This window comes from Microbulbifer agarilyticus (genome assembly GCF_019800665.1).
Lineage (GTDB): Bacteria > Pseudomonadota > Gammaproteobacteria > Pseudomonadales > Cellvibrionaceae > Microbulbifer > Microbulbifer agarilyticus_C.
Genome location: NZ_JAHVKO010000003.1, coordinates 815,219 through 835,134 on the forward strand (window position 1 = coordinate 815,219; position 19,916 = coordinate 835,134).

A 19,916-nucleotide genomic window follows, 5' to 3' on the forward strand; every position below is an offset into this window, starting at 1 on the left:
CGGTTTTTTTAGCAGGGGCGAAAGTGAAGGTATCGATACCAGCGATTACTTTGGAATCCACTCCTTGACCACAACGGTAACGCTAACCGGGCCGGCGGGGTTCGAGCTGGCCGCTTTGATGCGGCTCGGCAGCTTGTAAGGACCCACTACCTGATAATCGCTGAAGTTCAATTGCCAGCCAGCCTGTTGCAGGCTTTGCAGTAGCCCCTCCGAGTTCTTCTGTTGGCCACTCACTGCACCGGGTGCCGCCAGGCCGCGCACCCAGTAGAACATTTCTGAGACGGGCAGCGGCCAGCCCATGATCTGTTCAGTAAGTTGCGCTGGATTGGATGCGAACACGGCTGGGTCGCTGCCTTTCTGCAGGCTTACACCGTTAGGCGCGCCGGTGATGGTGGTGGACCCGGCACCGAGCGGCCCGCTCAGGTGAATACGGTAATTGGTGTTGGCCTGCTGCCATACCAGATTTGCGCTGCCGTTTTCTCTTGGTGAGCGTACCCCCAGTTTTCCTTTTACTTCCCAGCGCTGAAGCGCCGCCGCCGATTGCTGCTGCGCGGAGTGGGAGGGGGGTTGCTGTGGTTGCGGCTTCTGCGCGCTACACGCGGCGAGAGTAAATAGCAAAGCTGCGCCCAAAAATTTCAGGGCGCGGCGTGCGGTTGCTTCGTATGAGGTGAAAGAGAGAACGTCAGCTTTCCGTAACATGCTGTTCCAGTCTTTGTTGATCCTGTAGCCGCTGCATGGTTTCAGGAATAAGTTTACTTTCCGGGTTTTGCTGCAATCCCTGCTCCCACACCTGCATGGCCTGTTGCCGTTCGCCCAGTGCCCAAAGGGCCTCCCCCAGGTGAGCGACAATTTCGTGGTCTTGCAGCAGACTCAGTGCTTTTCGCAAATAGGTGACCGCTTCGGCGTAGTTGCCAAGGCGATAATGCGCCCAGCCCATGCTGTCGATGATCGCAGGGTCATCCGGGCTGAGCTCAATGGCCTTGGAAATGAGCACCATTGCTTCTTCGACACGGTCGTCATAAGAAAGCAGTTTGTAACCCAACGTGTTAAGCAGGTTCGCATTATCCGGGTCGTGGGACAATAGCTTGCGTAAACCCTGTTCAAAGTTTTTTACATCGCCCAACTGTTCGCTAGCCATAGCGTGAGCATAAATCAGGCGCTTGCTGTCCTCATTTGCTTTTATCGCGTCAGCCAACAGAGTCTGGGCTTCTTCCAAATAGCCATTTTTTGTCAGCAGGTCGGTCTGCATCAGATAAAACTGTTCCTGCTGCTTGGGGTGGCGCTGGCGCAGTTCAGAGAACCATTCGTGCACCGCTTCGGTTTCTCCAAGCTTGCCGAGCAGGGCAGTGCCGCGGGTGATGGCCTGCACATAGTCACTTCCTGGGCGCACCAGGCGGTAGTGAATCACAGCTTGCTGTGGGTTATCTGTTTGTTCGGCAATTCCGCCCAGATAAAAGTGTGCGATGGATTCGTGGTCTTCCTGCTTGAGTAGCTGGTTGAGCAGCGGTATGGCCTTATCGAATTGCTTGGTTTCATAGTGAATAAGCGCCAGGGAGAGGATGAGGTTGCCATCGTTGGGGCGCTGCTTTACCAGCTCGGCAAACTGTTGCTGCGCCAGATCCAGATCCTGGCGAATCAGCAGCCGTGCGTATTGCAGGCGCAGCCGACTCTCTTTTGGGTAAAGCTCTACCAGGTTTTCCAGCAGCCGGCGGGCCTCATTCTCTCGCCCCATATCGATCAGGGCGTGAGACTCCAGCAGGGGCGCATCCAGATTTGATGGGTCGCGCTCCTGTACCTGACGGGTGATTTTTAAGGCCTCTTGCGGGCGCTTGTTTGCGCGCAGCAGCATGGCATAGGCCAGAGACACTTCAGAGTTACCTGGATGCTTCTGGTGGAGCCGTTCAAATTCCGGCAGTACTTTAGCCGCGAGTTCTTCATTGTCTACAGCGGTGGCGGCCACCGATTGCAGTGGCGCGTTGCCGCCAAGTGCCAGCGCCAGTTCCGCATGGTGCAGGGCCTCATCCAGCTTGCCGGCGAGTGTCAGCTCGGCGGTTACCGCCAGTTGTGCGTCGGCACTGTCCGGGGCCAGTTTTACCCACAACTGCGCCGAACGCAGCGCGGCGCGACGCGCGTTGAGATAACGGGCAATACGGGTAGCGCGGGCAGCAACACCCGCGTCCTTGGTGCGCTCGGCCTGAAAGTAGTAGTTGGCCAGGGCCAGGTCGTATTGCTCTCTATTGCCTGCAACCTCGGCTACCAGCAGGGTATAGAGCGTCTCAATGGGGAAGGGTTTGGCTTTCGATTCCGGAGTGGACTGGGCCGTGTCTGCCTGGTCGGAGGCGCCGGAGTTAGCAGAGACTTGCGCGGGCTTCGATGTATCGGTTTCTTCGTTGTCCTCAGTGCGAGTCTCAGCGTCGGCTTCGCTGACGGCTTCGGCCTCCCACTGGTCTCGCCAGTCCCCCTGTGCTTTGTTTTCAACCTGAGGTTGCTGTGCGCACGCGCAGAGAATCGCAAGTGAGGATGCCGTGGCGGCCCCACGCAGGGAGCGCCCAAGGCTTGCCCGCTGGCTGTGAGCAAGCGCGTTCTTGAGTGCCTTGTGGGGTTTGCGGCAGGCGAGCAGAAAGGGAAGGAGCAGATGCATAGAAACGTGTCCGTACGTTCGCGCCTCATGAATGGCGTGTTGCTCACGGTGTAGGTCTGGGCCGCGCGGGGAAAGCGGGGCGCCGCTGGTACTGGGGATTTGGCCAGATACGCGGCAAACCGTGGCAATTTGGCTAAGGAGGCGCCTATTGGCGTATTTTTCCGGGTTATCGCCGTATAATTCTAGTTCTGAATTTGCCCCCCGTAGCCGGCAGGCCGGGTCCGGTGGCAAAGTCAGCATCTATTTAAACTAGGAAGATTTTGTGCGTCGCCGGATTCCGCTTGCACCAGCCGCGGCGGGCCCGGACAATATGCGGCCATTTTTGCACCGCGCTCGCTTGTTGTGTTGGCGCGCGGAAGTAGTGACGAGAATCTATGCCAATCCTTGCCCTGGGAATCAATCATGACAGCGCGCCGGTCGCCGTGCGCGAGCGGGTGGCCTTTGCCCCCGAAGTGATGCCCAGTGCCCTGGCAGAGGCGCGAATTGCCCTTGAATGCCCGGAATTGGCCATTCTTTCCACCTGTAACCGCACCGAAATCTACGGCGAGGTGGCTCCGGAAGCCGTTTTGGCCTGGATTGCCGAGTACCACTCGGTCACTCTGGAGGAGCTGACCAGCTGTTACTACCAGTTTACGGATGAAGCCGCCGTGCGGCATATGATGCGGGTGGCCTGCGGACTGGATTCGCTGGTGCTGGGTGAGCCGCAGATCCTCGGGCAGATCAAGTCTGCCTACGCGGTGGCTCGTGAATCCGGCAGTGTGGGCCCCACATTGCACAATGTTTTCCAGCAGGTGTTCTCGGTGGCCAAGAAGGTGCGCACCGAGACTGCCATTGGTGAAAACCCTGTATCCGTTGCCTTTGCTGCGGTGTCGCTCGCTTCGCGCATCTTTACCGACCTGGCTGAACAGACCGCCCTATTGATCGGCGCCGGTGAGACGATCGAGCTGGTGGCCCGCCACTTGCTTGATAAAGGTGTCAAACGGTTGATTGTGGCAAACCGGACTCTGAAGCGGGCGCAGTCCCTCGCGGAAGACTTTGGTGCTGAAGCGATTTTACTTGCGGACATTCCCGAGTATTTGCCCCGTGCAGACATTGTTATCAGTTCCACCGCCAGTCAGTTGCCGATTCTCGGCAAAGGTGCGGTGGAAACTGCGCTGAAAGAGCGCCGCCATCGCCCCGTTTTCATGGTGGACATTGCGGTGCCGCGGGATATTGAGCCGCAAGTCGGTGAGCTCGACGATATCTACCTCTATACCGTGGACGATTTGTGCGGTGTGATCGATGAGGGCAAACGCCTGCGCGAGCAGGCGGCACAGGCCGCGGATGAGATCGTGAATGTGGCGGCCTCGGCATTTATGCGCGAGCACCGCAGCCTGCGCGCCGTGGATTCCATTCGCAGTTACCGCCAACAGGCGCAGGCGATCAGCAAAGATGAGCTGGAAAAAGCGCTGATTCAATTGCGCGCGGGCAGTGAGCCGGAGCAATTGCTGGAGCAGCTCGCGCGCACGTTAACCAATAAACTGATTCACGCTCCCACCGTGGCCTTGCGACAGGCCACCGCGGAGGGTGATCTGGAACGATTGCGTCTGGCCCGACAGATCATCGGGTTAAGCCCGGATGACGCAGGTTCGGACGCGTCCGCGGGAACCGAGGGTTCCGCGGACAAGCAGGACAAGAAGAAACTCAAGTAATGAAAGCTTCGGTACAAAGCAAACTCGACAATTTGGTGGAGCGTCACGAAGAAGTATCTGCCCTGTTGGGGGATGCGGAAATCATTAGTGACCAGGATAAATTCCGCGACCTTTCGCGCGAGTATTCTGAGCTCGAAGAAGTGGTCAGCTGTTACGGCCGCTACAAGACTCTGCTGGACGATATGGCCGGCGCGCGCGAAATGCTGGAAGAGAACGACGCAGAAATGCGCGAGATGGCCCAGGAAGAATTGCGCGAAGCAGAAGCACAACTGGAGCCGTTGGAAAAAGAGCTGCAGACGCTGTTGCTGCCCCGCGACCCCAACGATCGCAAGAATGTTTACCTAGAAATTCGCGCCGGTACCGGTGGTGACGAAGCGGCGATTTTCTCCGGCGACCTGTTCCGTATGTATTCCCGCTATGCGGAGAAGCAGGGCTGGCGTATTGAAATCATCAGTGAAAACGCCGGTGAACACGGCGGCTACAAGGAAATTATTACCCGCGTTGCGGGCGAAGATGTGTACGCAAAACTGAAGTTTGAATCCGGTGCGCACCGTGTGCAGCGGGTGCCGGAAACAGAGTCCCAGGGTCGTATTCACACCTCCGCGTGTACCGTGGCGGTAATGCCGGAGCCCGACGAGCGCGACGCGATCGAAATTAACAAAGCGGACCTGCGCGTGGATACCTACCGCGCCTCTGGTGCCGGTGGCCAGCACGTGAACAAGACGGATTCTGCGGTGCGTCTTACCCATATCCCCACCGGTATTGTGGTGGAATGTCAGGATGAGCGTTCCCAGCACAAGAACCGGGCCAAGGCGATGGCACTGCTACAGGCGAAGCTCAACAGCGCCCAGGAATCTGCCGCCGCCCAGGAAATCTCCGATGCCCGCCGCAACCTGGTGGGTAGTGGTGACCGCTCCGAGCGCATTCGCACCTATAACTTCCCGCAGGGGCGGGTGACCGATCACCGTATCGGCCTGACCCTGTACAAGCTTGATGAAGTGATGCAGGGCGCGGTGGATGAGGTCATTGGTCCGTTGCGCACCGAGTATCAGGCGGATCAGCTGGCGGCACTGGGGCAGAATTAATCCGTATGGCAACGGTTAAGGAAAACCTGCAACGCGCAATAGAGCTGACCGACAGTGATAGCCCGCGATTGGATCTCGAGGTATTGCTGTGCCACCTGTTAGGCAAGTCGCGGGCCTGGCTCTACACCTGGCCGGAACAACAGTTAAGCGACGACCAGCAAGCCGAGTTTGAGCAGTTACTTGAGCGACGTGTTGCCGGTGAGCCGGTGGCCCACCTGACCGGTAGCCGGGAATTCTGGTCGCTGCCCCTCAAAGTGAATCGCTCTACGCTGATTCCTCGCCCCGATACCGAAGTGCTTGTCGAAACGGTACTGGCCCTCTGCCCGCAGACTACGGCGAGATTGCTCGACCTGGGTACCGGCACCGGCGCCATCGCCCTGGCCCTGGCGAGCGAAAAAAAGCACTGGCAAATTACTGCGGTGGATACCATGCCAGCAGCGGTTGCGCTGGCTGAGGAAAACCGCGGTGCACTCGGCTTTGGCAACGTACAAATCCTGCAGAGTGACTGGTTTTCTACCCTGGGTGATGCCACCTTTGATGTTATCGTCAGTAATCCTCCCTATATTGATACCCAAGACCCCCATTTGCGCGAAGGGGATGTACGCTTTGAACCGGTGTCTGCGCTGGTAGCGGGCGAAAAGGGGCTTGCGGATATTCGCACCATCGCCGCTCAGGCATCTGGCCACCTTTCCGAGAATGGTTTGCTGTTGGTGGAACACGGCTGGGAGCAGGGCAAGGCGGTGCGCAATATTTTTTCCGAGTATGGGTACAAGGATGTGGAAACTCGTCTGGACTATGCCGGGCGGGAACGCATTACTCTCGGTCGAACATAGTCACAGCAGTAGGCCCCCTGTGTTATCGCTGTGGGGAGTGGCCAGTAAGGAAACCGGCTAGGACATCACGCATGCACGACCATGCCCATCATCATCACAGTAGCGGCCGCTTGAAGCCCCTTGTCTGGGGGCTGGTTATTACCTTTCTGTTCGCCATCGTCGAGGCCGTCGGTGGCTGGCTTTCCGGTTCTCTCGCCTTGCTGGGTGATGCGGGCCACATGATTACCGACTCGTTTTCTCTCGCCCTTGGCGCGGTGGCCGCACTGATTGCGCGCAAGCCGGCAAGCCGCGTGATGTCATTTGGTTGGGGGCGTGCGGAAGTGCTCGCAGCAATGGTCAACGCGCTACTGATGCTGCTGATCGTGGTGGGTATTTCAATGGCCGCGTTTGATCGCCTGCAAAACCCGCAGCCGGTTGCCGGTGGCGTGGTTATGCTGATCGCTGCGATTGGCCTACTGGTAAATGTTGCCGTGGCCTGGGTACTGCACCGGGGCGAACAGACCCTGAATATTCGCGGCGCGTTACTGCATGTTATGGGCGACCTGCTTGGTTCGGTGGCGGCGCTGGTGGCGGGTGGGGTGATTTATTTCACGGGCTGGACGCCAATCGACCCGTTGCTTTCCATGTTGATTTGCATCCTGATCCTGATTGCCAGCGCGCGGCTAATCAGAGATGCGGTCGATGTGTTGATGGCGCGTGTGCCCCGTGAATTGAGCTTGCCTATTGTGGCGGAAGCCATGGCGTTAGAGGAGGGCGTGCGCTCCGTGCACGACCTGCATATATGGCGCTTTGATAGCAGCACCATTCTGCTTTCTGCACATATCATCGTCGATGATTTGGTGGCCTGGCCCTCGGTGCTCGAGCGGCTGCGCAACACCTTGAATCAGCGGTTCGGTATTCACCACATTACATTGCAGCCCGAACCATTAAACCTTGATCCTGCCCCTGTGATCGATCGGGTGAGCGGCTCGCCAACGTCTTGATAGCTAGCCGCGGGGGAAATGGGTATCACTGCTGCGGCGGGTAGACGTTAGCGGAACTTTTCAGTTGCTCTTTTCATTCGCTCTTTTCACTCATCCTCTTCACTTTGCTCTTCCGGATCGACGGTTGGTTCGGACTCCGTAGTTTGTGCTGGCGGTTGCACGCTTGTTCCGGTGTCCTGTTGCGGTGTTTCACTGGCGCTTGTTTCCGATTCGGAGGACGCAGGTTCTGCTTCTGCCGTCACTTCCTGCGGGGCTGAAATCTGTTCCTCTGGAGCCTGAATACCAATGTGGTAAGCGGCAAAGCCTGGCTGCACCACCTGGTTCATGGCCATACCGAGAATGCGTCCGTTGTATTGGGAGCGAATTTCTTTGCGCACGTTGGTGATGGGGTTGGTGACCGTGCCGAGCAGGTCGCCTTTGCGCACGGTTGAGCCAAGCTTCACGTTACTGAAAATAATGCCGCCGGTGGTCGCACGCTGCCAGGTGGAGTTGTAATACACCGGCTCCGGGTCACCCCACAGGCTGAATTTACTCATCATGCCCAGCTGATTGAGCAGGGTACGAATACCTTTCACGCTGTGACTGACCGACAGCTCGTCCAGCACCATCGGAGCGCCGGCTTCCAGGGTAACCGTGGGAATGCCTGCCTCTACTGCGGCCCGTCGCAAGGTACCCTTGGCGCCATCGCTGTGTAGTACCACGGTGGAACCAAAACCTTTGGTCAACTTAACGACTTTGGGATCCTTGAGGTCGCCGCGCAGCTGGGGCAAGTTGGTGCGGTAAAACGACCCGGTATGCAGGTCGACGATGGCGTTACAGTGCACCACCACTTCATCAAAAAAGGAGCGCGCGATTCGCGAAGCCGAGGAGCCGCGGTTGTCTCCCGGGAAGTGGCGATTCAGATCGCGGCGGTCGGTCAGATAGCGAGAGCTGCGGTGAAATCCCTGCAGGTTCACGATGGGTACGCCGATGACCGCCCCCTTCAATGTTTCTTTGTCCAAGTTGTACATTACCCGGCGCACGGTTTCGATGCCGTTTAGCTCGTCCCCGTGAATCGCCGCGAATAGACACAGGGTCGGGCCCGTTTCCGCGCCGTTCACCACCAGTACCGGGGTAGCGCTGTAGACGCCTTCGAAATGTTGACGCGGTGACCAGGCCAGGCGCGTGGTGGTTGCCGGAGGCACTTCGGCGCCCAGTAACTGTAGCGGGCGACCGACAGGCTCTTGTTCCTCGACTGCCGGTGTCTCGGCGGGGGCTTCGGGCGGGGCGGTTTCTACCGTGGGGGCAGGCTCTTCACTGGTCGCGGGTGGCGCAACCAATTCGCTTTCGCTCACGGGTTTGTCGAGCTCGACGCTTTTTGCCTTGGGGATCGGCTTTTCCGGCTGGTCGCCGGTGCTGCGCTGCTCACTTTCCTGCAGCGCGCTGTCGGGTGACGGCTCTGCTGGCACGGCTTGCTGGGCTGATGGCTCCTGCTCTGGGGTCTTGTTGCTTTGGTTCGATTCGTCCAGTGCCAGCGAGGGTGCCGCCAGGCAATACAGGGCAAGCAGTAGGGTGGGGCGCAGAGCGCGATGACGCATGAAAAGCTCCGTTTTACTGGAAATCCCGTGTCGGCCAAAGCGATCTGGCCGCGCGCGATGATTCGGATGTCTGGAAACTGAGAGCGCGAGTATAGCCAATCGGTTCCCGGCGAATTGCGCGGCACTTGGCGATTCTACGATTCTGGCCGGTCAGCGCGCAGATCGGCTGGGAAATTAGGCAGACACGGCGGGTGGGGGTGGCAGCGCCTTGTTGCTGGTGCGCTGGAGTCGCCAGAGCAGTAGCAGGGATGCGGTGCCGAGGCCGATACAGATTCCTACCCAGTAGCCGTATACCCCCCAGAACTGCTCGCCCAGCCAGTAAGCGGAGGGCAGGCCAATTAACCAATAAGAAAACAGCTGTATGTACATTGGCACCCCCGTGTCCTTGTATCCGCGCAGTGCGCCCCAGGCCATGGCCTGGGCAACGTCTACCAGCTGGAAGGCGGCTGCCAGCAGCAGCAGATTGGTAGCCACCGCAATGATTTCCGTGTTGCTCGTGTAAGCGAGTACCAACAAATTGCGCAGGCTAATGAGCACCACGCCGGTACCCAGTGCATAGATCAGGCCGCTACCCACGCCAACCATACTGACAAAGCGCGCACGTTTCGGACGCTGCTGGCCCAGTACCTGGGCTGTGCGGATACTGACCGCCTGAGCCAGCGCCAGGGCCACCAGATAAAAAATGGAGCCGATGCTCATACCAATCTGGTGTGCCGATACGATGGTGGCGCCGTAGGAGGCCAGCAGCAAAGTAAGGCTGGCGAAGAAGGTGACTTCGCCGGCGGCGCCAACGCAGATCGGCATGCCGACCGCCAGCAGGTGCTTCAGGGTCGGCCAGTGTGGCCGCTCCGGCAATAACCGCAGTTTCAACGCCCGGTACGCGGGGTCGTTGCCTGCGTGCCAGTAGAGCGCGATGGCAATCGCCCAGCAAACCAAGCTGGTGGCCCAGCCACAGCCAGCGCCGCCCATGGCGGGTATCGGGCCCCAGCCAAACACAAACAGGATATCCAGCGGCACATTGAGCACCGCCGCGGCCAGATAAATACGCATCACCGGGCGCACCTGTGCCATCCCTTCACAGTAACCGCGCAGGGCACTGCCAAAGGCAAAGGGCAGGACCCCGGTGGCTAGGGCCAGCAGGTACTGCACCATGATTTTGCGCACCGGTTCCTCGGTCTGGATCCACTGGCTCCACAGCGGTGCCGCCAGCAATGCGCCCGCCACCAGCAATCCGCCCACCAGCGCAATCCACACCGACTGGCTCATCTGCCGCGCGCAACCCTGTTCGTCGCGGGCGCCGCGCAGATTGGCCACCACCGGTGACACTGCCGCGAGCATGCCGATCAGGGTGACGGCGCATACGGCCCAGATACTCGAACCCAGGGCGAGCCCAGCCAGATCCAGCTCGCCGGAGCGTCCAGCGACGATGGTGTCGGTAACCCCCATGCTCACCACCGCAAGGTTGCTCACTACCAGCGGCCCACCAAGATTGGTGAGGTGGCGTAGCTCGGTGGCTGTGGCGCGTTTATAGATTCGAAACATGGGGTTACGGCGAAGTCTGCTCGGCTTATGAGTTGGGGGCTAAACTGTTCGGGACCAAATTGGGGGGTGAAGTGTAAGCATTTCACGCCTTGCGCGACTACTGAACAGGTTGGATCAAATGGATTCAGTCGCAATACACCAAAACGGGAGCGGATTATGGATGGGGCGCACAGCGGGTTCAATCGATTCTATGAGGGTTTCTTGCGCTTTCTGCGACCGCTGGATGGCTTGGGGCCGCTGGCCTTGCGGCTGTTCCTCGGGCCGATCTTTATTCTTGCCGGCTGGAACAAGTTGATGGGCATTGGTGATGTTGCGGCCTGGTTCGGGAACCCGGACTGGGGATTAGGTTTGCCCGCCCCCATGCTGTTGGCCTGGCTGGCCGCACTCACCGAGTTTTTTGGCGGTATTGCCTTAGTGCTTGGCCTGGGTGTGCGCCTGGCTGCAATTCCCCTTATGTTCACCATGGTGGTCGCGGCGGTTGCGGCGCACTGGCAATATGGCTGGCATGCCCTGCCGGAGCAAACGCTCACCATGCCCTGGGAGTGGCGCAAGGATCTGATTGCGGAAGCCGCAGTGCGCAAGGAAAAGGCGGTCGAGCTGCTCAAGGAGTACGGGCACTACGAGTGGTTGACCGAGGCGGGGAACTTCACCGTGCTCAAAAACGGTATCGAGTTTGCGGCCACTTACTTCATTATGCTGTTGGCCCTGCTGTTTACCGGTGGCGGGCGCTTTGTGAGCCTCGACTACTGGATCGCACGTCGCCGCGGCATGCTGAAGGATTAAGCCGCGCCAGTTACCTGGCGCAGATTTGCGGTGCTCATACGCTGCTTCCCGCGCCCGTCACATATAGATGATATACTCGCCGATTATTTAACCCGTTCTTGTGGCCCAGTGGTCACAGGGGCTACCTGGGATGGCCGGTTTGCGGCTGTGCCGGTGCAATTGAGCGAGCAATCTTTTGATAGGCAAGTTTTTCCGTCGTTCCTCCGACAAATCTGAAAATGCATCCAAGCAGCCGGCTAAAGGCCAGAAGGCTGGCCCGGGTGCCGAAAAGCGTTCTGCGGAGGGCAAGTCCACTTCCGGAAAGGATGGCCGCTCCCGTGGACGTCAGCGCAACCGCCGCCGTGACCAGCGCACAGATGGCCGCAAGGATACTCGCACTAAGGCGCCACAGAAGCCGTGGACACTGGACGACTTCCAGGTGCCAGAGCAGGAAGGCAAGGTGCGCTTCCACGATCTGGATCTGCCTCTGCCGTTGATGCACGCCATTGCGGACCTCGGTTTCCAGTACGCATCCCCGATTCAGGGGCAGTCTCTCCCGCACACGCTCAATGGTCACGACCTGGTGGGTAAGGCGCAGACCGGTACCGGTAAAACAGCGGCCTTCCTGGTTACCGTAATCGATGATCTGCTCAAGCACCCGTTTGACGGCGAGCGCTATGCCGGTGAGGCCCGTGCATTGATCATTGCGCCGACCCGCGAACTGGTGATGCAGATTGCCGACGATGCCAAGAACCTGTGTAAGTACACGGATCTGGAAATCCACACCCTGGTTGGCGGTATGGATTACGAGAAACAGCAGCGGGCGCTGAACGAACGCCTGGTGGATATTCTGGTGGCAACGCCGGGCCGTCTGCTGGATTTCGTCAACAAGCGTGACTGTTACCTGGACCAGACCGAAATCCTGGTGATCGACGAAGCGGACCGCATGCTGGATATGGGCTTTATCCCCGATGTACGCCGTATTGTGCGTCAGACGCCGCGCAAGACCCATCGTCAAACCATGTTCTTCTCCGCCACCTTTACCCCCGAGGTAGACGACCTGGTGGAGCAGTGGACCACCGAGCCGACCATTGTGGAAATCGAGCCGGAGCGCGTGGCAACCGATACCGTTACCCAGCATGTGTATCTGGTTTCAAGTGATGAAAAGTACCCGCTGTTGTACAACATCGTGCAGCAGGATGATGTGGACAGTTTGATCGTGTTTGCCAACCGCCGCGACCAGTGTCGTCGCCTGCACGACCACCTGCTCGCGCATGGCATCAAGGCGGGTCTGCTTTCTGGAGAAGTGGCGCAGAACAAGCGCGTGCGTACCCTGGAAGATTTCAAAACCGGCAAATCCAAAGTGCTGGTGGCTACTGACGTTGCGGGCCGTGGTATTCACATCGACGGTATCAGCCACGTCGTGAATTACACCCTGCCGGAAGAGCCGGAAGATTACGTACACCGTATCGGCCGTACCGGACGTGCGGGCAAGAAGGGCACCTCCATCAGCTTCGCCTGTGAAGACGATGCGATGCGCCTGGAGCCGATCGAGACCTTGCTTGGCAGCAAACTGAAGTGCGAAGTACCGCCGGAAGAGCTGCTGGTTGCACCGCCCAAGGTGGAAGTGAAGCGCAGTAGTGGTGGCGATCGCAATGACCGTGGAGGTCATCGCGGTGGACGTCGAGGTGGTGGTGGCCGCTCTCGCCGCTGATTTTTCAGCGGTTTATTGCGCATAAAAAAACGCGGGAAATACCCGCGTTTTTTTATGCCTGCTTACTGGTCGTCTTTCGGACCCTCAATACCTTTCGGCCATTTCTTTGTTTTCGCAGTCGGTGCCGGGTCGACCGGGAAACTCCGCCCGTTTGGTCCCTTGCCCGGGTCGCCATCGGACCAGATGCGCTCCACCCATAACGCCGTGCCACCGGCAACCGCCGCCGGCATCACAAAAATATTCAAGATCGGCACCATCTTCGCCAGCATCACACTGCCACCAAAACCGAGGGTGGTGAATTTCTTGCGCAGCAGCACGCTCTTCAATTCGCTGAATGAACGCTGGTGGTTATCCAGCGGATAATCCACATACTGAATCGCCATACACCAAGCGCCCCAGAGTGCGCCGAGCAGGGCAGGAATAAATACGGTCCAGCTGGTGAGCAGGGCGATCACAAAGATCACGATACCCCAGCCAATAAAGTACATCAGCTTGCGCAGTTCCCGGCCGAGGGTGCGGAATACCATGCTGTGCAAGGCTTCCGGGGGCGGCGGGTGACCGGTCAACAGTTCTTCGACTTTCTCTGCCAGCAGACCGTTAAACGGGGCGGCAATGATGTTGGTGATAATCCCGAACAGGTAGCCGTACACGAAGAAGAACAGCAGCACGACAACAATGGCGATCAACCAGGCCAGCCACTGGAACACGCTCGCCGCCCAGTCTGCGCCGGTGGCGAGAATGGCGCGCCACCAGGACATGTTGGAGGTGTCTACCGGGGTGTCGGTGAGCAGGCTGCCGATGTAGCGGCCGAGGTCGTCGAACTGGCTGATCATCACGATACCCAGCGCGATAAACAGCACCAGGTTGATGAGCAGGGGGATAATGATGAACGGGCGCAGCTCTTTCCGGGTAAGCAGCTGCGCCCCCCGGATCAGTGCGTGTACGCCATGTGCCGGGTTGGAGGTCATGGGTTACTGCGCTCCCGCGGCCTTCAGGATTTCGCCGTACTCGGCACTCTGCTCGTGCTCGCCAATGCGTGCCAGCAGAGTCTGGCCTTCCGGGCTCTGGCTGTTCAGGTCGAGGCCCTCTTCCTTGAACAGTCGCACGAAGGTTTCAAAGTTTTCTGCTTTCATGCCGCGGTATGCGCGCTCTAGCAGGTAGAAGTCGCGGTTAAACCCTTCCGGGGCTTCACCTTCGAGAAAGCCGGCGATACGTGCATCGTCGAACACTTCACCGAGAACTTTTTGTTTGTCTTTTTTCAGGCTCACTTGTTAATTCCTTGCGTGGTCTGTTGTAACTCTTGTCCGGGCGCCACCGGAGGTGGGGTGATACCACCAATGCCTCCGGTTTCAGCCCCAGTCTTAACCTCAGAGCAGGGCGTCCAGTTTCTCTTTCAGGATCTTGTTGATCATCTGCGGGTTCGCCTGGCCTTTGGAGGCTTTCATGATCTGACCGACAAAGAAACCCATCATTTTGGGGCGCTTGTCCGGATCGGCATTGCGGTAGTTCTCTACCTGCGCCGTGGAGGCTGCAATCACATCGTCCACCAGCTTCTCGATGGCGCCGGTGTCGGAGACCTGCTTCAGCCCTTTGGCCTCAATCACCGCATCCGCGTCGCCATCGCCATTGGCCATCGCCTCAAACACCTGCTTGGCGATCTTTGAGGAAATGGTGCCGTCCTTGATGCGCGCAATCAGGCCCGCCAAATGCTCGGCGTTTACCGGGGACTGCTCAATGGATTTCTCTTCACGGTTCAACAGCGCTGCGAGTTCACCCATTACCCAGTTGGCCGCCAGTTTGGCTTCACCGCTTTTTGCCGCAACCTGCTCAAAGTAGTTTGCCGTGGGGCGCTCCTGAGTCAGCTGGTCTGCGTCGTAGGCAGACAGGCCGTATTCCTTTTCAAAGCGCGCGCACTTCGCGTCTGGCAGTTCCGGCAGGTCGCCACGTATCTGCTCAACGTATTCGTCCGACAGTACCACCGGCAGCAGGTCCGGGCAGGGGAAGTAGCGGTAGTCGTTGGCGACTTCCTTGCTGCGCATGGAGCGGGTTTCGTTCTTGTCCGCATCGTACAGGCGGGTTTCCTGTACCACCTTGCCGCCGTCTTCGATCAGGTCGATCTGACGCTGGGCCTCTACCTTGATTGCCTTCTCGATAAAGCGGAAGGAGTTCAGGTTTTTGATTTCGGTGCGGGTGCCCAATTCTTCCTCGCCCTTGAGGCGCACGGAAACGTTGGCGTCACAGCGCAGGGAGCCCTGGGACATGTCGCCGTCGGAAATACCCAGGTAAGTCACGATGCTGTGGATCTTTTTCAGATAGGCCACGGCCTCGGCGGCACTGCGCATATCCGGCTCGGACACGATCTCGATCAGTGGGGTGCCGGCGCGGTTCAGGTCGATGCCGGACATGCCGTGACCAGTATCAAAAACAGCATCGTGCAGGGATTTGCCCGCATCTTCTTCCAAGTGCGCGTGGTGCAGGCGCACGGTCTTGCTACTGCCATCTTCCAGGTGGATCTCGATCTGGCCTTTGCCGACGATTGGTTGCTCCAGCTGGGTGGTCTGGTAGCCCTTGGGCAGGTCCGGGTAAAAATAGTTTTTGCGCTCGAATACGGAGCGCTTGCCGATTTCCGCGTTCATGGCCAGGCCAAACATCACGGCGAAGCGGAAGGCTTCTTCATTAGGTACCGGTAGAGTACCGGGCATGGCCAGGTCTACCGCGCAGGCCTGGGTATTCGGGTCGGCACCAAACGCGGTGCTGGCGCCGGAGAAAATTTTTGATTGGGTGGCCAGTTGCACATGCACTTCCAACCCGATTACGACTTCCCATTCCATGTCGCGTCTCCTTATTCTGCTGCCGGGGCGGTTTGTTGATGCCAGTCACTGGCTTGCTGGAACTGGTGCGCCACATTCAGCATGCGCGCCTCGTCCAGATAGTTGCCAATGATCTGCAGGCCGACGGGCAGGCCGTGGGCGAAACCGCAGGGGATGGACATGCCGGGCAGGCCGGCCAGGTTGGTGGCGATGGTGTAAATGTCTTCCAGGTACATAGCCACCGGGTCGGCATTTTTCTCGCCCAGTTTGAATGCGGGGTTGGGAGCGGTTGGCCCCATGATGACGTCGACCTTGTCGAAGGCATCGACAAAGTCCTGCTTGATCAGGCGGCGTACCTGCTGGGCCTTGTTGTAGTAGGCATCGTAATAGCCGGCAGACAGGGCGTAGCTGCCGACTAAAATACGGCGTTTCACTTCTTCGCCGAAGCCTTCGCCGCGGGAGCGCATATACAGATCGCGCAGGTCCGCGGGGTTTTCGCAGCGGTAGCCGTAGCGCACGCCATCGAAACGCGACAGGTTGGCTGAGGCCTCTGCCGGTGCGATCACGTAATAGGCCGGTACCGCCAGCTTGCTGTGGGGCAGGCTGATTTCCACCAGCTCGGCACCGAGCTTTTCGTATTCCTTCAGTGCGTCCTGGACGCGCGCGCCCACTTCACTGTCGAGGCCTTCCCCGAAGTATTCGCTCGGCACACCGATCTTGAGGCCGGCGATGGAGTCGTTCAGGTGCGCGGTGTAGTCCTGCACCGGGCGATCCAGGCAGGTGGAGTCTTTCGCATCGGGGCTCGCCATTACCGACAGCATCAGCGCGGCGTCTTCCGCGGTGCGCGTGATCGGGCCGCCCTGGTCCAGGCTGGAGGCGAACGCAATCATGCCCCAGCGCGACACACGGCCATAGGTCGGCTTGAGACCGGTGGTGCCGGTCATGGCGGCGGGCTGGCGAATCGAGCCGCCGGTGTCGGTGGCCGTTGCGCCCGGTGCCAGCAATGCCGCGACTGCAGCGGCGGAACCGCCAGAGGAACCGCCGGGAATGCGTTCCACATCCCAGGGGTTTTTCACTGCGCCGTAAAAACTGGTTTCGTTGGAAGAGCCCATTGCGAACTCATCCATATTGGTCTTGCCCAGGCTGATGGCGCCCGCCTGCTGGAAGTTGTCGATTACGGTGGCGTCGTAGGGCGGCACGAAATTGTCGAGCATCTTCGAGCCACAGCTGGTGCGTACGCCGTTGGTGCAGAAAATATCCTTGTGCGCCACAGGCACACCACACAGGGCCGGGGCGTCGCCCTGCGCCAGGCGAGCGTCGGCAGCTGCAGCCTCATTCAGCGCTTGCTCGCTGGTGACGGTGATAAAACTGTTGAACTGGCTGTCGAGCTGCTGGATGCGTTCCAGATAGTGGCTGGTGAGTTCAACGCTGGAGAATTGTTTGTCGCGCAGGCCGCGGATGATCTCGGCGATGGTCAACTGATGCATTGGAAATCCGGTTTCTTGTCTATTCTGTGGTGGCCCAAGTCGGTGCTTGTTTGGTCGGTCAGGTCGAGGTTCAGTCGATGACTTTGGGGACCAGGTAGAGGCCCGCTTCCGATTGGGGTGCCAGGGCTAGGAATGCTTCGCGGCGGTTGGGCTCGGTTACGGCGTCTTTGCGCAGGACCTGTACCTCATCCAGCGGATGGGCCATGGGTTCAACACCATCGGTATTGACCGCCTGTAGCTGGTCCACCAGCTGCAGCACGTCGCCCAGTCGGCTGCTGACTTCGTCTATGGTTTCTTCGGAAATGGCGATGCGGGCCAGTTCGGCCAGCTTTTCGATGGTTTGCGCGTCCACGGCCATGGGGATAGAGACTCCAGCTTCTCATTGGCTAATTTGCGGCCAGGCCCGGATTCGCGGGGCTGGCGGGAATAGAAGGAGCGCAAATTTACCATACCTGTCGGGGAAACTCTTTATGCTTATTATTTAGCCTTGCCCTTAACCCCCGCCATTGTTAGAGTTTGCCGATTCTGGCCAGGTCACCGTTGTCTCTGGCTTATTCGTCGAAGAGCGGACGAAAACGCCGTCCGGAACACAGAATTGTTTGCGTGGACTAATTATCCTGTGACGCATCTCCAGCTGGGGGCGCTGTTCACACTAGTTTGCGCTCTCGGCACCTGATCCCGCTCGGGTGTTGTACTACAGAAGAATTAAGGTAATCGAATTCCATGTTTAAACGTTTGCGGGGCATGTTCTCCAGTGATCTCTCTATCGACCTGGGTACTGCCAACACGCTTATCTACGTGCGCGATCGCGGCGTAGTCCTCGACGAGCCGTCTGTTGTTGCTATCCGTCACTACAACGGAACCAAAATTGTGGAAGCGGTTGGCGTGGAAGCCAAGCGTATGCTGGGCCGTACCCCAGGCAATATCACCGCGATTCGCCCGCTGAAAGACGGTGTGATCGCAGACTTCCAGGTCACCGAGAAGATGCTGCAGCACTTCATCAAGAAGGTGCACGAGAACAGCTGGATGCGCCCGAGCCCGCGGGTTCTGGTGTGTGTGCCCTGCCAGTCTACCGAAGTTGAGCGCCGCGCGATTCGTGAGTCCGCCCTCGGTGCGGGTGCTCGTGAGGTGTGGCTGATCGAAGAGCCTATGGCGGCGGCGATCGGCGCCGGCCTGAAAGTGGAAGAAGCCAGTGGTTCCATGGTGGTGGATATCGGTGGTGGTACTACCGAGATCGCGATCATCTCGCTGAATGGTGTGGTGTACTCCGACTCCGTGCGCATTGGCGGTGACCGTTTTGACGAAGCCATCGTTAACTATGTGCGCCGCAACTACGGCAGCGTCATTGGCGATGCCACTGCCGAGCGCATCAAAGAAGAAATCGGCTGTGCCTATGCCGGCAGTGAAGTACGTGAGATCGACGTGCGCGGTCGCAACCTGGCAGAGGGTGTGCCGCGTAGCTTCACCCTGAACAGCGACGAGATTCTGGAAGCCCTGCAAGAGCCGCTGACCGGCATCGTGCAGGCGGTGAAGAGCGCGCTGGAACAGTCACCCCCCGAACTGGCCTCGGATATCGCCGAGCGCGGCATGGTGCTAACCGGTGGTGGCGCGCTGTTGCGCGACCTGGACCGCCTGCTGATGGAAGAGTCCGGTCTGCCGGTGATTGTCGCCGATGATCCGTTGACCTGTGTTGCCCGCGGTGGTGGCCAGGCACTGGATATGATGGACAAGAGCCGTCTGTATCTGGTTTCCAGCTGAGATTCCAGGTAATCCCGACACGCAGCTGGTTGCCGCCAGTTTGCGACGGCGGTGCTCATGGAGCGCCGATTGCGTCCCGATGACTTCCTGACGGAATACCCGGGCCGAGCGCCGCCGATTCACCAGCGTACGGATACGCGCACAGACCAATAAGAACATCATTGATGAACAGGTCGATGGGGGCCGCCCATTAAACCGCTATTTACCCGAGGCCCGTCACCGGAATCCCGCATCCTTGCGCTGGGGCTGGTGGCGACGGCGCTGATCCTGATCAATCTCTACACCGACTGGCTGAACCCGGTGCGCGAGCGCCTCTCCAGTTTGGCTGCTCCCTTTTACTGGCTGACCGGAACCCCTTCCAGGGTGGGGGATTGGGCTGGCGAGCAGTGGCGCACCCGCGATGAGCTGCTGGAGGAAAACAGCCGTCTCAAGCACCAAGTGATGCTGCTCGAGCAGCAGGCCCAGTTGCTCGCCGCGGTTCGCGCGGAAAATACCCAGCTCAAAGAATTGATGAACTCCGCCGAGAGCGTGAATCAGCGTGTACTGGTGGCACAGGTGATCGGTGTGTCGCCGGACCCGCTTGAGCATGTACTGATTATCGATAAAGGCCGCAGCGATGGCGTGGTGCAGGGTGCCGCGATCATGGATGCCAGTGGCCTGCTGGGGCAGGTGATTGAGGCCGGGGACTTTTCCAGCCGGGTTCTGTTGATTACCGACGCCAACCACGCCCTGCCGGTGCAGGTACTGCGCAATAGTGTGCGTGCAGTGGCCGAGGGAACCGGAGACCTGTACCGACTCAAGTTGCGCCATTTGGCCAACACCAGTGATATCCGCGAGGGCGACCTCCTGTTGAGCTCCGGGCTCGGCGGGCGCTTTCCCGCGGGCTACCCGGTAGGCGAGGTGATTTCGGTCAAGCGTGATCCCGGGCGTGCCTTTGCCGACGTGGATGTGGAGCCTCGCGGGCGTATGAACCGCAGTCGTTTTGTGTTGGCGGTACTGAATGCGCCCACAGACGAGGGGCAGGACTGAGCGA

Annotated in this window: 17 protein-coding genes; 8 read left to right on the plus strand and 9 right to left on the minus strand. The window is 59.1% G+C overall.

Going from position 1 to position 19,916, the window contains the following annotated elements; genetic code table 11:
* Positions 1-45 precede the first annotated feature (45 nt).
* Together lolB and KUV22_RS09075 are read right to left on the minus strand one after the other, a co-directional pair.
* Positions 46-699, minus strand: a complete 654-nt coding sequence (gene lolB, locus KUV22_RS09070) for a lipoprotein insertase outer membrane protein LolB (RefSeq protein WP_222230289.1) — start codon at positions 697-699, stop codon at positions 46-48.
* The gene (locus KUV22_RS09075; RefSeq protein WP_222230291.1) at positions 683-2,641 is read right to left on the minus strand and encodes a tetratricopeptide repeat protein; all 1,959 of its coding nucleotides are present in this window, start codon (positions 2,639-2,641) and stop codon (positions 683-685) included. The genes lolB and KUV22_RS09075 overlap by 17 nt, the downstream gene beginning before the upstream one ends.
* Before the next feature lie 374 nt (positions 2,642-3,015).
* Between KUV22_RS09075 and hemA the strand changes: the two genes are divergently transcribed.
* From hemA to KUV22_RS09095, 4 genes are all read left to right on the plus strand, one after another.
* Entirely contained in the window at positions 3,016-4,332 is a 1,317-nt protein-coding gene (hemA, locus tag KUV22_RS09080; RefSeq protein WP_222230293.1) for a glutamyl-tRNA reductase, read from the plus strand.
* A complete protein-coding gene (gene prfA, locus KUV22_RS09085) occupies positions 4,332-5,417 on the plus strand; it encodes a peptide chain release factor 1 (RefSeq protein WP_222230295.1) in 1,086 nt (361 codons plus the stop codon). Before hemA ends, prfA begins: the two co-directional genes overlap by 1 nt.
* A gap of 5 nt (positions 5,418-5,422) precedes the next feature.
* A complete protein-coding gene (prmC, locus tag KUV22_RS09090; protein WP_222230297.1) occupies positions 5,423-6,250 on the plus strand; it encodes a peptide chain release factor N(5)-glutamine methyltransferase in 828 nt (275 codons plus the stop codon).
* A 71-nt stretch (positions 6,251-6,321) separates the two neighbouring features.
* Positions 6,322-7,233 (plus strand): cation diffusion facilitator family transporter, encoded by a 912-nt coding sequence (locus tag KUV22_RS09095; protein WP_222230299.1) that lies wholly within the window; start codon positions 6,322-6,324, stop codon positions 7,231-7,233.
* Positions 7,234-7,319: 86 nt separating this feature from the next.
* On the opposite strand, the gene KUV22_RS09100 is transcribed toward KUV22_RS09095, so the two are convergent.
* Both KUV22_RS09100 and KUV22_RS09105 read right to left on the minus strand, forming a co-directional pair.
* Positions 7,320-8,810 carry a succinylglutamate desuccinylase/aspartoacylase family protein gene (locus KUV22_RS09100; protein ID WP_222230301.1) on the minus strand — a complete coding sequence of 497 codons (1,491 nt, stop codon included), beginning with the start codon at positions 8,808-8,810 and terminating at the stop codon, positions 7,320-7,322.
* Between the two features lie 174 nt (positions 8,811-8,984).
* Complete coding sequence (locus tag KUV22_RS09105; RefSeq protein ID WP_222230303.1) at positions 8,985-10,352, minus strand: MATE family efflux transporter; 1,368 nt, start codon at positions 10,350-10,352, stop codon at positions 8,985-8,987.
* A gap of 156 nt (positions 10,353-10,508) precedes the next feature.
* Here KUV22_RS09105 and KUV22_RS09110 point away from each other — a divergent pair, with 156 nt between their 5' ends.
* Complete coding sequence (locus KUV22_RS09110; protein ID WP_222230305.1) at positions 10,509-11,135, plus strand: HvfX family Cu-binding RiPP maturation protein; 627 nt, start codon at positions 10,509-10,511, stop codon at positions 11,133-11,135.
* Between the two features lie 175 nt (positions 11,136-11,310).
* Positions 11,311-12,828 carry an ATP-dependent RNA helicase RhlB gene (gene rhlB / locus KUV22_RS09115; RefSeq protein ID WP_222230307.1) on the plus strand — a complete coding sequence of 506 codons (1,518 nt, stop codon included), beginning with the start codon at positions 11,311-11,313 and terminating at the stop codon, positions 12,826-12,828.
* A 62-nt stretch (positions 12,829-12,890) separates the two neighbouring features.
* Here rhlB and cysZ read toward each other — a convergent pair whose 3' ends face one another.
* The 5 genes from cysZ to gatC all read right to left on the minus strand — a co-directional run bounded on the left by cysZ (position 12,891) and on the right by gatC (position 17,483).
* Positions 12,891-13,796: a sulfate transporter CysZ gene (cysZ, locus tag KUV22_RS09120; RefSeq protein WP_222230309.1), complete on the minus strand. Its 906-nt coding sequence runs from the start codon at positions 13,794-13,796 to the stop codon at positions 12,891-12,893.
* Between the two features lie 3 nt (positions 13,797-13,799).
* The gene (locus KUV22_RS09125) at positions 13,800-14,096 is read right to left on the minus strand and encodes a PA4642 family protein (RefSeq protein WP_222230311.1); all 297 of its coding nucleotides are present in this window, start codon (positions 14,094-14,096) and stop codon (positions 13,800-13,802) included.
* A 99-nt stretch (positions 14,097-14,195) separates the two neighbouring features.
* Positions 14,196-15,659: an Asp-tRNA(Asn)/Glu-tRNA(Gln) amidotransferase subunit GatB gene (gene gatB, locus KUV22_RS09130; RefSeq protein WP_222230313.1), complete on the minus strand. Its 1,464-nt coding sequence runs from the start codon at positions 15,657-15,659 to the stop codon at positions 14,196-14,198.
* Positions 15,660-15,670: 11 nt separating this feature from the next.
* Entirely contained in the window at positions 15,671-17,125 is a 1,455-nt protein-coding gene (gene gatA, locus KUV22_RS09135; RefSeq protein WP_222230314.1) for an Asp-tRNA(Asn)/Glu-tRNA(Gln) amidotransferase subunit GatA, read from the minus strand.
* A gap of 70 nt (positions 17,126-17,195) precedes the next feature.
* Positions 17,196-17,483 carry an Asp-tRNA(Asn)/Glu-tRNA(Gln) amidotransferase subunit GatC gene (gene gatC / locus KUV22_RS09140; protein WP_222230315.1) on the minus strand — a complete coding sequence of 96 codons (288 nt, stop codon included), beginning with the start codon at positions 17,481-17,483 and terminating at the stop codon, positions 17,196-17,198.
* Between the two features lie 365 nt (positions 17,484-17,848).
* Here gatC and KUV22_RS09145 point away from each other — a divergent pair, with 365 nt between their 5' ends.
* Both KUV22_RS09145 and mreC read left to right on the plus strand, forming a co-directional pair.
* Complete coding sequence (locus KUV22_RS09145) at positions 17,849-18,883, plus strand: rod shape-determining protein (RefSeq protein WP_010132216.1); 1,035 nt, start codon at positions 17,849-17,851, stop codon at positions 18,881-18,883.
* A gap of 231 nt (positions 18,884-19,114) precedes the next feature.
* Positions 19,115-19,912 carry a rod shape-determining protein MreC gene (gene mreC, locus KUV22_RS09150; protein WP_224917982.1) on the plus strand — a complete coding sequence of 266 codons (798 nt, stop codon included), beginning with the start codon at positions 19,115-19,117 and terminating at the stop codon, positions 19,910-19,912.
* Positions 19,913-19,916 lie beyond the last annotated feature (4 nt).